This is a genomic window from Parabacteroides timonensis (assembly GCF_900128505.1).
GTDB lineage: Bacteria > Bacteroidota > Bacteroidia > Bacteroidales > Tannerellaceae > Parabacteroides > Parabacteroides timonensis.
Map to the genome: position 1 here is coordinate 58670 of NZ_LT669940.1, position 13071 is coordinate 71740.

Sequence of the window (13071 nt, forward strand, 5' to 3'; positions counted from 1 at the left end):
ACAAGGCTCTGCCATCCCTATGGCAGAGTTGTGCCACTAGGATGGCAGTGCCCTGTCATGCCTATGGCAGAAGTTTGCCAACCGCATGGCAAAATACCTTTGAGCGTAGGACGGAGCGGCTTCTTGCCCGTACGGCGCTGATATCGATCAGGCGCGCAATGTCTTGTGAGGTAGGATTCCTGTAATTCATCGCCTTATTGTTTTTACTTGTCGTATACTTTGCCGTGTTCCCCTATGACCGAGCAGTTCTGCTGTTCGATCTTAAGCCGTTCGGCATATTTGCGGAGTTGCGCTTTATGCCGCTCGCAAGGAACAAGGTCTTTTTCGATATCGCCGCGCGGCGTGGCTTTCAGACGCTTTTGTCCGGTCCGGATGATCTCGACAGCGCGGGAATACTTTTGCTTGTCGTTCCGTATGCCGTCCAAGCAAGGGCTGACCTCCGGGCGGTCGAAGGATATTTGCGCGGTCAGTTTCCGTCCGTGGTGGTTCAGATCCCATATGTTTACATTGGTCAGTTGTTTCAGTTCTTCTATTTCCTGGTTATAGAGCGGGCTTCGTCCGGCCAGTGTCGTGTCGAATGCCGACTCGTAAACCGGGTAGTAAACACCGTTCAGGTCCATCCAGGTATAAAGGATCTCTTTGTCTTTGGCCGATAACTTTACGCCGTGATGGTCGCCGTCGATCACTTTGGTCAGTTTGCTGGCATGCGATCCCCAGGTGTAAGGTTCCTGTATCGGGGCCGGGCCGCCGCCTACCAACGTGATTTCTTTCTTAACGTACAGGTTTACGTAAGCAGCATTAAAGAACGGGTTCTTGTCTTTTGCCAGTACGAGCTTGTCGCGGTTCTTCGGATCGAAGTCGTGACAACGGACGCAACTTTTATCCAGGATGGGTTGTACCTGTTCCATGAACGAGAAGTTCTTTGGGGCTTTACCCATCCAGCCGCTCAATTTGACCGGTGCTTTCTTCAGGGCCAACGGGGTCGGCCCCATATTGCTCGGTATGCTCAAGCGGTCTTCGTGGCAACCGATACAGCCATTCACTTCACCGGACATAACCATTGTGCCGCTTCGCATGGACTGGATCATCTTTTTATCCTTATCCAGCAACTGGAAGTAAACGAACGTGCCGGAGGGAACTTCGAAGTTGGCGGAACCGTCGGCTTCTACCGGGACTTCTCCCAGGATACGTTTGTTCTCGAAGCTATGCCAGTTTACGGCGGGAGCCTGCTCGCCTTGTCCGCCCCAGCCGCTCTGCGTCCAGGTTCTTTTTTCCGGCGACTCGACGATGCGCAGATATTTTGCGGTACCGGGCTCTATACCTTTCATGTGTGTACCTTGATAAACGTTCTGCACGTAGAAGGTTCCTTTCTTGTCCGTATAATTCCTGTTCGAAGGAATGGCATGCGGTTTGGGACGCGGTTCGATGATCATCGGGTCAAAGAGGCTCTGGTTTCCTTCAACAATCAGTTCTTGTGTGCCGTCTCTTCCGACCAGATAAATTCCGGATTTGGAATCGATGTGCATCCATCCGCCGGGCTTTGCCCAGATTGTTCTTGAGGTCAGGAAGAAGTTCTCATTGAGTGGATAAGGGTCTTCGAAGAAGTATTCGATCCATTTGAAAGAGTCCAGGTCGCCTTTATCCACCAGCTTCAGGCTTTCTTCCGGCCATATTTGCAGAACTGGCTCTACGCCGTCCACTCCCTTTTTGCGGTCGATAATAGCCAGTGCACCCCAGGGGCGGTCGTGGCAGGAACCGAAGATGCAGATAACCTGGTCGGTTCCGGGGATTTGCCGTGCATCGATGACACCACCCGGCGATTTGGTGTTGTTACCGTAATAGATGGAATGCTTTGTCCCGTCTGGGTTTACCGTCCATAATCCCTGGGCATCCCCGAAGTTGCGGTCTACATATTCCCAGCGGTCGTACAATATTCTTCCGTCGCTCAATAGAGAAGAGTGCCCTTCGAATAATGTGCTGACACCGATCTGTGTGATGTTGGCGCCGTCGGCCTCCATCCGGTAGAGGTTACACATAATATGGCGGTTGCACATACAATATTTCGGTTGGCGGGTGGAACTGAATACGATTCCTCCATCCGGTAGGTAAAGCGGATCGATATCGGAAATACCTTCTGCGAAGGTGAGCTGTTTCATACCGCTTCCGTCCACATTCATTTCATAGATATGATAAAAGTCGTCTTTGTTCTTCCGCATGGAGAAGATGATCTTTTTACCGTCGAAAGACAATTCCGGGTCACGAACCACACCGTCTTTCAATTCTATCAGTGTCGTGATATTCCCGCTGTCGACATCATAGATACGCATCGCTCCTCCCGGAAAGAAACTGCTCTCGTTGATCTCTCCTTTTTGGAACATAGTGGCCGTGTTGTGGTGATCCGGTGCATACTGTTCCCGTTCTACATAAAGTATTTGCTTGCCGGTCAGTTGCTCTTTTGCTTTTGGGGTCAGTGTAATTCTTTTTGGGTCCATCTGTTCGGCGGAAAGCAACATGCTTCCTCCGCAAATGAAGGCCAGAAGAATAATTAATTGGTTGTAGTTTCTCATGATATGGTTATTTAAAGAGTGACGATTTATTCAGGAATATATCCCAGGTTAGCGGATATCGTATGAGCAGTCCGGATCAGTTCTTTCGAAATCTCCGGGAATTTATCTTTCGACAACCTGCCGGACGGGCCTGAAGTCCATAACGTAGCAGCAATAGTTCCGAATTGGTTGAAGATAGGGGTTGCGATACAATGAACACCTGCCATTTCTTCTTCCAGGTCTATTGCATATCCTACCTTTTTTATATGTGCCATTTCTTTCCTCAACTGTTTCTCGTCGGCTATCGTATGTTTGTTGAAGACCGTATATTGGATACTTTGTATCGCCTTTTCCCGTTCTTCTTCCGGAAGGTAAGTGGTAAATATCTTACCCGGAGCCGAGGCATGCAGGCAGAAACTTGTCCCCGGACGCAGAAGAAAAGTGAAGTTATGCGATCCCAATACCTGTTCCAGTAATACTACCCGATTCTCCATGAATACTCCCAACATAATACTTTCTTTTATCGTGTCACGCAGGGCACGCATAGGGGCAAGCGACTGTTCTACGATATTCGACTCGCCCAGAGCCGCCAGACCCAGTTTGAGAAACCTTTTGGATAGGGAGAAACGTTGGGTATCGATATTTTTGGTCAGATACCCCATATTGGATAAAGAATTGAGCAGTCTGTATATGGTCGTTTTAGGTGTATCCAATAGGTTGACCATCTCCTGCATAGTTAAACCACTGGGATAATTGACCAACAATTCCAGGAGCTCGAAGCTTTTTTCAAGCATGGGAATGTTATACTTTTCAACACTTTTATCTTTTATTTCTTCCAGAACTATCATTGCATTATAGGTTATATCATTGTTTCTTATGTGGAACTATGTTTCTTATATGGAACAAATGTATGTTTTTCTGATAAACGAGCTCTATTTATTTTGTTAATTAATAATATAATTTTCTCTCTTCGATGTAATTATCCATATTTGTATACGACTGATATAGTAAATAATACGAGAGCAAACTAAATGGATGTACAGCAACAAGAGAAGGATTTTATAGCACTTGTAGAGGATTATAAGCAAGTGATATATAAGGTATGCTATATTTATGCAACCGATCCGGATAATCTGAACGACTTGTATCAGGAGGTGGTGATCAACCTGTGGAAAGCTTTTCCCCGCTTCCGGGGCGAGTGTAAGGCTTCGACCTGGGTGTATCGTATCGGACTGAATACTTGTATCTCCTTTTTCCGCAAATCCAAGTCCCGACCGGAAGTGGTGCCTATCTCGGTCGACCTAGAAGCAGTTGCAGAGGAAGATAAAACAGCCCAACTCCATGAACTGTACCGAATGATTAACCGGCTGGGGCGTTTGGAACGTGCCCTGATCTTGCTCTGGCTGGAGGAAAGGAGTTACCAAGAGATGGCGGATATCACCGGTATATCCCGTACGAATGTGGCCGTTAAGCTTAATCGTATTAAAGAGAAACTAAGAACGATGTCGAACAGTTAAATCAAAAAAGAATATGGAACTGGAAGAATTGAAAGCGAACTGGAATATTCTGAATGAACGTTTGCAAAAGAATGAGATTTTAAATAAGAGGATTGTCAAAGATATGATTACTAGTCGGATATTAACGGCTAGGGAACGTTTAATGTGGAAAATAATAATCGGATACTGTATATATTTTGCTTGTATACTATTGACCGCTTTTAGCCCTGTCCTATTTGGAACTCCCTTGTTTATGGTCTATTGTCTAATAGGCTTTATGGTCGCTATTTTATTGGGAGGACTACCAGCTTTTATCTCTTTTTACGGATTTAATGTGGAGAATCCACTGACAGACTCTTTCCGCCGGTTATTATTTTATCAGAAATTTATGAGATTGGGTTATCCGATTATTGTTATTGCAGGGTTGGTTTTGATGACAATTCTTTGTTGGGATCATTGGAAATTTGGAGCAAACAGAATTACTTTTGTTTATGTTTCAGCATTTCTTATAGCCATTGTCGGCAGTTGCGTCGAATATCGTTGGGATTCTTCGAAAGTGGAAGCAATGAAAAAAGGACTTGAAGAGTTGAAAGAATTTGAGGAGGAGGATTATTTAGAATAAGTCTGAATGTGTTCCCGTATCAGTCATGATCAGGATTAATTCCGTATCATTTTGTTGCCATATCAGAAGCCAGTCGCCTTTGATATGGCATTCCCATAGACCTTCGAATTTACCGCTTAGTTTATGGGGATGATATTGGAGTGGTAATGTCCCATCTTTTTGTAAGAGCTCGATAACCTCCCATAAGAGTTCAGGATTCAGGTTCCTTTTCAGACAACGTTTGAAACTTTTGTCAAATTGTTTGGTCGTTTCTACAGTATACATCTTCTATTGGTTTAATAGATGTCGTTTCAAATCGTCCATATCTTTAGCCTTATAGACTCTTCCGGCTGCAATATCTTCTAATCCTTTTTCTATTCCGGATTTCTTCTTTCCGATACTCCAACCGAACTTTTTGGCTAGTTCTTTCAATAAAGCCATATCTACTTCCGGAATGGAAAGTTCTACTTTTTTGATTGTCGTATCCATATTACTTATTCTTTAAATGATTATAGTTACAAAGTTACGTAATTTCTTTATATCGACAAATTAAAGAAAGATAAACCATTCGTCAACGAACTCCTGTCGTTTGTCACAATAATTTCCCTGCTTGCTTCTGCTCGTTTACTTTTGGATAAAAAACAAAGGGATATGAGTAGAAGCAAATTTTTGTTAGCCATATTATCGGGGCTTTTTTCTCTGGGAGATATATCGGCACAGTTTATTATGCCGGACACCATACCTGATCAGGATATCGGGGAAGTGGTAGTTGTGGCTAAACTTCCGGAGTTGGAAATAAAGGCCGATAAGATGACTTATCACCTGGATGCCTCTGTCGTGCGTAAACAAGGCAGTTTATATGAGGTACTCGAGACGCTACCCGGAGTTGTCGTTACTCAGGATGGAACCATCTATATGAACGGACAGAGTGGAATCAACGTCCTGATGGACGGAAAGCAGACTTATCTTTCCGGACAGGAGCTGGTGAACCTGCTTAAAGCAACCCCTGCATCGATGGCTGATAAGATCGACCTGATCACTCATCCTTCCGCCCGCTATGATGCCAGTGGCAATTCCGGTATTATCGATATCCATACTAAAAAGATCAAATTGCAAGGGTTGAATCTTTCAGTGAACGGAAGTTTTTCCCAAGGAAAGTTCGGCAAAGGAGACGGAAGTTTTTCCTTAAATCGGCGAAGTGGAAAACTTAATTTTTTCCTGACCTATTCCTATTATCAGGGAACCAGCCAGAATGATCTTGAAGTGGATCGCATCTTTTCTACTTCATTTACAGGGCTTGACGAAGAGTTGAATATGCACCAGGACTCTTATCGTGAATCTCCGTACAAGTCTCATTATTACCGCGTGGGAGCAGATATTTACCTTTCACCTCTGACTACCTTGGGGTTTACGGCAAGCGGCAATCTGCTTCGGAGCGAAAATAACGGGACAATGCTTTCTTCTTTTTATATGTTCCCCTTGTCAACGCCTGACTCTACCCTTTCTACCCGGAATCTCAGCGATAGGAAAAAGAATAACTTTTCCGGTGGTGTCAATCTGACTCATCACCTGAACCAGGAAGGGGGATTGCTGGATGCTTCACTTGATTATTTCTATTTTGATAATGTGGAAGATCAATATGTGTACAACGCTTTCCAGAATAAAATCAATCAGTTGACAAGGCAAGACTCGATAAGAGGAGATATTAACGGTAACATCAACCTATATACGGGCCAGATAAATCTGACGTTACCGTTCGAAAACGGATGGGTACTGAGTGCCGGAGGTAAGTCATCTTATGTCTCTATTGATAATGAAGCCTTCTATGCGAACCGGCATGAAGACGGCTGGGTTCCTAATTCCTATAGTCAGGCTTTTTCCTATAAAGAAAATATCAATGCTGTTTATGTACAGGGAAATGCCAAATTTGAGTCTTTATCCGTGCAGGCCGGTTTGCGCCTGGAGAACACCCGTATAAAAGGAAGGCAGATGGATGCAGTCAGCGATTCTTCCTTTAAAAATCATTACACGAATCTTTTTCCTACCCTGCTACTGGAATATCCTGTTTCAAAAGGAAAATTATCCTTGTTTTATGGAAAGCGTATCATGCGTCCGAATTATGGCGACCTGAATCCTTCCGCTTATATCTTCGACAATTATACTTATGAACGGGGAAACACCCTGTTACAGCCGGAGACAGCAGACAATATAGAAGTCGCTTATGCCTTTAAAGAATTATTTAAAGCCGGCTTCCTGTTCTCTTATACCCATGATGCAATCGTAAAAAGTTATATTCTGGAAGAAAACAAACGGGTTTTCGTTACTCCCTTGAATCTAACCAAGGCAATCACGCTCGGACCACGTGTCAATACAGGAATTCTGTCTTTGACCTCTTTCTGGAATCTGAATGCCAACGCTGCCTTTATCTTCAACCGTTATCAATGGTCGGAGGAGCTGGAAAATAAAGTGAACAAGCATGCTACCTGGATTGCCGGACTGAATAATCAGTTCTCCTTTGGTAGAGGGTGGGGAGCTGAACTCACGGCTTCTTACAACGGAAAGATGGCTGCCGGTCAGGCCACGATCAGCCCCATCTGGCAGGTACATGCCGGTTTGCAGAAAAAGATTTTGAAGAACAACGGTTCTATAAATCTTTTTGTAAGAGATATGTTTCACTCTTACCGCTATAAAATGAGCCTTGAAGTGCCAGGACAACGTGCATCTACTTACGAACGTAATGATAACACGGTAGTCGGCATATCTTTTTCCTATCGCTTCAAGAAGGGGAGCGAATCGAAAGAAAGAGCATGGAAAAATGGGACGGATGAAACGAAAAGAGTAAATTTGTGATATGATGGTAAAGAACTTATATAAATGGTTAATGCCGATATTGACAGCATTATTGTTGTTCATCTGCATTCGCTTGGTAACTGATGTTCCTAATCAGCAGTACTATTGGACGGGAAATACTCCTTATTTTATGTTGGTAGAGATAGGTACCATTATAGTATCTTCATACCTGTTGATTATGGTTCTGTATATCTGGTTGAGATGGAACCGCAAACAGAAGAAAGGATTATGGGTGGAATATGGCGGGTTATTCCTGCTTACTACCTGCTGGTGTGTCGGAACCATGCTCTTTACCTGGGGATTAAATGAGCGGATGTTTACTTTGCAGGATGTGGCTATTCCCGAGGTTATTGCCGTCTTGTTTGTTTTCTTAACCTATACTTTTATGCGTAACCAAGCCGTAGAAAAAGAGTATGCCGAGCAACGGTTGCAGTTGGAAAAGATAAAAAATGACCAGTTACAAACCGAATTGAAATTCCTGAAAGCGCAATATCATCCTCATTTCCTGTTCAATGTGCTCAATACGGTTTATTTTCAAATAGATGAAAAGAATAAAGCGCCGCGTCATACCCTGGAAATCTTGTCCGACCTGCTTCGTTATCAGTTGTACAATGCAGGGGATAAAGTGGCCATCCAGGTAGAGATCGATTATTTGAAAAGGTATATCAGTTTGTGCCAACTTCGCTGTTCAGAGCGTTTACAGTTGCAAACATCTTTTGATGAGGCACTGAAGGAGCAGGAAATATCTCCGCTATTGTTTATTCCGTTGGTCGAAAATGCTTTTAAATATGTGGGAGGCGATTATCATATCGATCTGAACATGTCCTGGAAAGAAGGTAAACTGATTTTTGATATGATGAATTCTAAACCCTTGGATCGTGTTCACAAACCAACCAGGCAGGGAATAGGACTAGATAACCTGCGAAGAAGGCTCGTACTGTTGTATCCGGATAAACACAAACTGGAAATAAAAGATGAACCGGATCGTTTTACTGTAAAACTGATTATTGAACCGGATAACGTATGAATATAAAATGTATCATAACCGATGACGAACCTGTAGCCCGTAAAGGGTTGCAGTCGTATGTGGAGAAAGTCGATTTTCTGACACTGACAGGTGTTTGTGAAGATGCCATTCAATTAAATACCTTGTTGAAAACCGAGCGTCCGGATTTACTCTTTCTGGATATAGAGATGCCCTATCTCTCAGGTCTGGATTTATTGGCAACCCTCACTAATCCACCGAAGGTCATCATTACATCTGCTTATGAACAGTATGCTTTGAAAGGGTATGAATTCGATGTAACAGATTACCTGTTGAAACCGATTCCTTTCGAACGTTTCCTGAAAGCAGTGAATAAAGTACATGATCTTTTATTAAAAGAAACACCTCCCGGAGCAGAAGAATTCCTTTTTGTAAAGAGTGAGAAGCAAATGAAAAAGATTTTTTTGAAGGATATTCTTTTTATTGAAGGATTAGAGAACTATATTTGCATTTATACCGTTTCAGATAAGACGTTGGTTCATTCGACGATGAAAAATATATATAGCTCGTTGCCGGAAAGTGACTTTATCCAGACTCATCGGTCTTTTATTGTTAATATTAATCGCGTTAGCCTGATCGAAGGCAACATCCTGAATATTGAAGGCCATGAAATACCTGTTGCGCGTAATTATCGGGAACTGGTTTTTGCCCGGATAATAAAAAATCCCCTGTAGTTCTCTCTAGGAGACCTTACTATAAATTGAATACTGATGATGAAAAAAAAGAATTATGTGTGGTTGGTGTGCGTATTGCTGTGCTCTGCGACTATAATGAATGCGCAAGTACTGAAAGTAGAAAGTGGAATGGCTTTTTCTATGTTGAAGACCAGCGGTTTGGAAAAAGATCAGATTTTTAATAAATCGGTTAAGCCGTTTCAATGTTCAGTGGGTATAGAGTATTTGGATAAGAAGCTTTTTAACCTGTCCAGTTCCATCGGATATCTTCGTATGGGTGGAAAAAATAAAACATATCAATATAATGGTCCGGATCCCACGGACGCGCTGCTTGTAGATCATAAATATTTTATTGATTATCTGACAATAAATACATTGTTTAATCTGAAACGCTCAGTTCGTCGTTTCACTTATTATCTGGGAGCTGGCCCCAGAGTTGATATAAAGATAGGAGAGAAAGAAACAGGAATTGAAAGTATGGAATATGTCGATGGGCAACAGCCTAAGGTGAATGCTGCTGTGTTTGGTTTGAAGTGTGAACTAGGGGGTTGGTATGCCTTGGATAACCATTTTCGTTTAGGAGCTAACGTTAGTTATTTACCAAGTTTTACAAAGGCTTGGACTTCTCCTGTTGCTCCCGATGTTACAATGACTACGCGTTCATTTACTTTAGGCGTGTCTTTAGGATATGTCTTGTAATAATTAGTTATGTAGATAGGCTAAACCTGTCTACATAACCAATATATATGCCCTGTACCGTGTCTCCTTAGTCACCGGGCATAATGATAAATATCCTTCTTTTATCTTGCCGTCCTCGATTATCAGCGGATAAGTCTCTTTCATAAAACGATGTCGTTCGTAAGCCTCTCCGTCTTTATTCTCGTAGGTGACGTGAAAATCCCCGACCGTAGTAGGTGCGAGATATTTTTGGCTTAAGCGAAGGGCCACCATTCCCATAGTATAGCGCATGTTGATCTCTATGCAGGGATGAATGGCATAAGCACCTTTTGAAGTCTTGTAGACGATCATATCTACCCCGAGATAACCCTGGTATATATTCCCATAAACGTTTTTCAACGCCTCCGTTACGGCATTTTGTATCTGGCTGTAAACCTCTTCTCCCACCCAATGTGTGATCTGTTTACATAAATAATCCTGGTTACCCAGCATATTGCCGGAATAACTACCCTGTCGTTCCGTACCGAATACGGAAATACCTTCATAAGTAACATTTCCTTCTCCGTTAGAATAGAACTCCATAGCGAAATCCTGTACTTTATCCAGTCCGCATTCGATGCTGACAGTACCCTGCTTATTGATTGCCCCTTCTATCCATGTACGGTCTTTGAGAGTTAGTTTGCGTTCGGGCAACCAGTGTAATCCGCGTCCGGAAGAAGAATAAGGGGTTTTCAATACAAAAGGAGCATTTTGCAGAATCAGATATTTTTCAACTTCCCTGATCTTTTTGCAGAATTTAGGAGCAACGGGAATCGGCAACTCCGGTAATTGCTGGCGGATCAGTTCGAGACATTCGGCGGCAGTCTGGCGCCCGGTCAGTTTAAAATAATCCTCTTTCCAGGAAGGAACGGATAAGTTTAACCGGCAACTCTTCTTTAAATCTTCAAACAGGCGCAGGCTTTGGGGAGATAACCCCCAGGGAGTTGCAACCATCTCCGGGAGGGCACTTCCTTTTGCTTTTAACTCTTTTCTGGAAATAAGCGTGGCGAACGGCCTGAATTCTTTCGGTTGTAAAGAGAAAAAACGCGGGGAAACGATCTCTTCCACAAAAACAAAATCATCGTTGTTGGCATACCAAACGGGAAGGCATGATAATTCTTTTATCATCCTTTGCACATTGGTTGGAGGAGTATAGTTTTCTGAACCTAATAAAACAGCAGTTTCATGTCCAGGATTAAAATAGTGTATTTGAGATATCATAGGTATAGAAACAGCGAAGCCGTCTGTTAGAGTGAGACGGCTTCGTTTTATTTATTCAAGATTTTCATCTATTGCATCGATTTTTTTGATAATGAGTGCCATCTCATCTTTCAGCTTTTCGATCTTACGCTCCATCTCTTTCACCAGGCCACCTCCGCCTTTCGAGGAGATGCTGAGGAAGCCGATGTTGTTTTCGTATGTCTGAAGTTCGTTTTTCATCCGTTCAAACATTCTCATCAGCTTTTCACGTTCGCCGTAAAGCTTACCTTTTCCACGTTCGCCACCTGCCATGTCGCTCAGATTGCTACGGAAACTCTGCATCTTACGGTCGCTCTGGTCTACTTTCAAACGATCGAACTGACTGTCTACTGCTTCGTGATATTCCTTATAGATCTTATCTTTTTCTTTGAAAGGAACATGACCGATCGTATTCCATTCAGCCATCATCGCTTTCAACTCGGTCATCGCGTCATCCGCACCCAGTGTCTCGTCTAAGTTTTTGATCTTTTCGATCAGCTCTTTCTTGGCTGCCAGGTTTGTCTGTTCTACGTTCTTTTGAGAAGAAACGTTCTTGTTTTTTTGTTCGAAGAAATAGTCGCAGGCAGATATGAAACGTTTCCAAACGGCATCCGAATGCTTGCGTGCAACCGAACCGATTGTTTTCCATTCCTTCTGGAGTGCGATCATCTTCTCCGTAGTGCTCTTCCATTCTGTGCTGTCTTTCAATGCTTCTGCTTTTTCACATAACGCTTTTTTCAGCTCCAGATTCTTCTCCATATCTTCCTTGATACTCTTATAGAAGGCACTTTTCTTATTGAAATAAACATCGCAGGCGGCACGGAAACGTTCGAATATCTTTACATTCGATTTTTTCGGAGCGAAACCGATTGTTTTCCATTTTTCCTGCAAGGCAATCACTTCTTTGTTCTTATCTTCCCAGTCTTTGAATGTTTTCAAAGCATCGAAATCAATACCTTCAATTTCTTCGCAGATAGCTGTCTTTGCGATCAGGTTTTCCTGTTCTTTCGATTTCAACGATTCGAAATGCTCCTGATGGCGTTTGTTGATCACTGTTGAGGCCGCTTTGAAACGTGCCCACAGTTCTTCACGCAATTCTTTTGCTACCGGGCCAATTTCACGCCATTGCTGATGCAACTTCTGTAACTGGTGGAACGCAGATACCACATCCGGTTCTGTTTGCAGTTTTTCAACTGTTTCGCATAAAGCGGTTTTCATTTCCAGATTCTTCTTGAAGTCATAATCGCGGAACTGATTGTTGATCTTGATTATGTCGTAGAATCTTTCTGTGTAAGTCTGGTAACTTTTCCACAGTTCATTCGCATGTTCCTGTGGTACGGCCTTAATTTCTTTCCATCTTTGTTGGATGTCTTTAAAGTCGTTGTATAATTTATTGAAGTCGTCCTGGCTTTCGGTCAGAACCTTTAACTGGTCTATCAATTGGAGTTTCAGTGCATAGTTAGCAGCTTTCACTCGTTCTTCTTCTGCCAGGATTGCAGCTCTTTTTTCTTTGTAAACAGCCAGCAACTCTTTCAGTTTATTTTCATCTTCGTCTTCGGGAACTACGAAATCCTTTTCTTCTCCTTCATTTTCAAGGAATGCCTTTTTCAATTCTTCTACTTCGGCTCTATGGATTTTATAGAATGCCTGCTTCAACGCTTCCACTTCGTTGCGTGTTGCTTCGGCAGCAGCATTTACCAGTCCGGTCAATTTTTCCAGAATTTCTTCTTTTGATAATTTACCGACTGCATTAGCAGTTGCTTCTTCCACTGTTTCGGTTACTTCTACTTCAGCCGCAGTGTTTTCCGGAGTTACTTCCGGTGCTTTAGTTTCTTCCAATTTGCCGGTTTCTTCAGCAGGCAAATTAGTTTCATGAGTGTCATTCATATTCAATCACATTTAA

General features: G+C 42.9%; 12 protein-coding genes. 6 read left to right on the top strand and 6 right to left on the bottom strand.

What is annotated here, in order from left to right; genetic code table 11:
- Positions 1-203 precede the first annotated feature (203 nt).
- Both BQ7394_RS01100 and BQ7394_RS01105 read right to left on the bottom strand, forming a co-directional pair.
- The gene (locus tag BQ7394_RS01100; protein ID WP_075555683.1) at positions 204-2567 is read right to left on the bottom strand and encodes an HzsA-related protein; all 2364 of its coding nucleotides are present in this window, start codon (positions 2565-2567) and stop codon (positions 204-206) included.
- A 26-nt stretch (positions 2568-2593) separates the two neighbouring features.
- Positions 2594-3394, bottom strand: a complete 801-nt coding sequence (locus BQ7394_RS01105) for an IclR family transcriptional regulator (RefSeq protein WP_075555684.1) — start codon at positions 3392-3394, stop codon at positions 2594-2596.
- A gap of 183 nt (positions 3395-3577) precedes the next feature.
- Here BQ7394_RS01105 and BQ7394_RS01110 point away from each other — a divergent pair, with 183 nt between their 5' ends.
- Both BQ7394_RS01110 and BQ7394_RS01115 read left to right on the top strand, forming a co-directional pair.
- A complete protein-coding gene (locus BQ7394_RS01110) occupies positions 3578-4063 on the top strand; it encodes an RNA polymerase sigma factor (RefSeq protein ID WP_075555685.1) in 486 nt (161 codons plus the stop codon).
- A gap of 13 nt (positions 4064-4076) precedes the next feature.
- On the top strand, positions 4077-4664 hold the full coding sequence (locus tag BQ7394_RS01115) for a hypothetical protein (RefSeq protein WP_075555686.1): 588 nt from the start codon (positions 4077-4079) through the stop codon (positions 4662-4664).
- On the opposite strand, the gene BQ7394_RS01120 is transcribed toward BQ7394_RS01115, so the two are convergent.
- Together BQ7394_RS01120 and BQ7394_RS01125 are read right to left on the bottom strand one after the other, a co-directional pair.
- Positions 4656-4928, bottom strand: a complete 273-nt coding sequence (locus tag BQ7394_RS01120) for a type II toxin-antitoxin system RelE/ParE family toxin (RefSeq protein WP_075555687.1) — start codon at positions 4926-4928, stop codon at positions 4656-4658. The two genes, BQ7394_RS01115 and BQ7394_RS01120, sit on opposite strands and share 9 nt — an antisense overlap.
- A gap of 3 nt (positions 4929-4931) precedes the next feature.
- Positions 4932-5132 (bottom strand): hypothetical protein, encoded by a 201-nt coding sequence (locus BQ7394_RS01125; protein ID WP_075555688.1) that lies wholly within the window; start codon positions 5130-5132, stop codon positions 4932-4934.
- Between the two features lie 162 nt (positions 5133-5294).
- On the opposite strand from BQ7394_RS01125, the gene BQ7394_RS01130 reads away from it, so the two are divergent.
- The 4 genes from BQ7394_RS01130 to BQ7394_RS01145 are packed head-to-tail and all read left to right on the top strand — an operon-like array spanning position 5295 to position 9911.
- Positions 5295-7493 carry an outer membrane beta-barrel family protein gene (locus BQ7394_RS01130; protein ID WP_075555689.1) on the top strand — a complete coding sequence of 733 codons (2199 nt, stop codon included), beginning with the start codon at positions 5295-5297 and terminating at the stop codon, positions 7491-7493.
- A 4-nt stretch (positions 7494-7497) separates the two neighbouring features.
- On the top strand, positions 7498-8520 hold the full coding sequence (locus tag BQ7394_RS01135) for a sensor histidine kinase (RefSeq protein ID WP_075556819.1): 1023 nt from the start codon (positions 7498-7500) through the stop codon (positions 8518-8520).
- Positions 8517-9212 (top strand): LytR/AlgR family response regulator transcription factor, encoded by a 696-nt coding sequence (locus tag BQ7394_RS01140; RefSeq protein ID WP_075555690.1) that lies wholly within the window; start codon positions 8517-8519, stop codon positions 9210-9212. The genes BQ7394_RS01135 and BQ7394_RS01140 overlap by 4 nt, the downstream gene beginning before the upstream one ends.
- Before the next feature lie 36 nt (positions 9213-9248).
- A complete protein-coding gene (locus tag BQ7394_RS01145; RefSeq protein WP_082211601.1) occupies positions 9249-9911 on the top strand; it encodes an outer membrane beta-barrel protein in 663 nt (220 codons plus the stop codon).
- Positions 9912-9941: 30 nt separating this feature from the next.
- Here the strand turns inward: BQ7394_RS01145 and BQ7394_RS01150 are convergent, their stop codons facing one another.
- Positions 9942-11150, bottom strand: a complete 1209-nt coding sequence (locus BQ7394_RS01150; RefSeq protein WP_075555691.1) for a hypothetical protein — start codon at positions 11148-11150, stop codon at positions 9942-9944.
- A 51-nt stretch (positions 11151-11201) separates the two neighbouring features.
- Positions 11202-13055 (bottom strand): DUF349 domain-containing protein, encoded by a 1854-nt coding sequence (locus BQ7394_RS01155; protein ID WP_075555692.1) that lies wholly within the window; start codon positions 13053-13055, stop codon positions 11202-11204.
- Positions 13056-13071 lie beyond the last annotated feature (16 nt).

What these genes read in the sequence shown, in the direction of transcription:
- BQ7394_RS01155 (WP_075555692.1), bottom strand. Translation starts at nt 13,055, where the DNA reads ATGAATGACACTCATGAAACTAATTTGCCTGCTGAAGAAACCGGCAAA.
- BQ7394_RS01115 (WP_075555686.1), top strand. Translation starts at nt 4,077, where the DNA reads ATGGAACTGGAAGAATTGAAAGCGAACTGGAATATTCTGAATGAACGT.
- BQ7394_RS01100 (WP_075555683.1), bottom strand. Translation starts at nt 2,567, where the DNA reads ATGAGAAACTACAACCAATTAATTATTCTTCTGGCCTTCATTTGCGGA.
- BQ7394_RS01105 (WP_075555684.1), bottom strand. Translation starts at nt 3,394, where the DNA reads ATGATAGTTCTGGAAGAAATAAAAGATAAAAGTGTTGAAAAGTATAAC.
- BQ7394_RS01150 (WP_075555691.1), bottom strand. Translation starts at nt 11,150, where the DNA reads ATGATATCTCAAATACACTATTTTAATCCTGGACATGAAACTGCTGTT.
- BQ7394_RS01120 (WP_075555687.1), bottom strand. Translation starts at nt 4,928, where the DNA reads ATGTATACTGTAGAAACGACCAAACAATTTGACAAAAGTTTCAAACGT.
- BQ7394_RS01140 (WP_075555690.1), top strand. Translation starts at nt 8,517, where the DNA reads ATGAATATAAAATGTATCATAACCGATGACGAACCTGTAGCCCGTAAA.
- BQ7394_RS01130 (WP_075555689.1), top strand. Translation starts at nt 5,295, where the DNA reads ATGAGTAGAAGCAAATTTTTGTTAGCCATATTATCGGGGCTTTTTTCT.
- BQ7394_RS01135 (WP_075556819.1), top strand. Translation starts at nt 7,498, where the DNA reads ATGGTAAAGAACTTATATAAATGGTTAATGCCGATATTGACAGCATTA.
- BQ7394_RS01145 (WP_082211601.1), top strand. Translation starts at nt 9,249, where the DNA reads ATGATGAAAAAAAAGAATTATGTGTGGTTGGTGTGCGTATTGCTGTGC.
- BQ7394_RS01125 (WP_075555688.1), bottom strand. Translation starts at nt 5,132, where the DNA reads ATGGATACGACAATCAAAAAAGTAGAACTTTCCATTCCGGAAGTAGAT.
- BQ7394_RS01110 (WP_075555685.1), top strand. Translation starts at nt 3,578, where the DNA reads ATGGATGTACAGCAACAAGAGAAGGATTTTATAGCACTTGTAGAGGAT.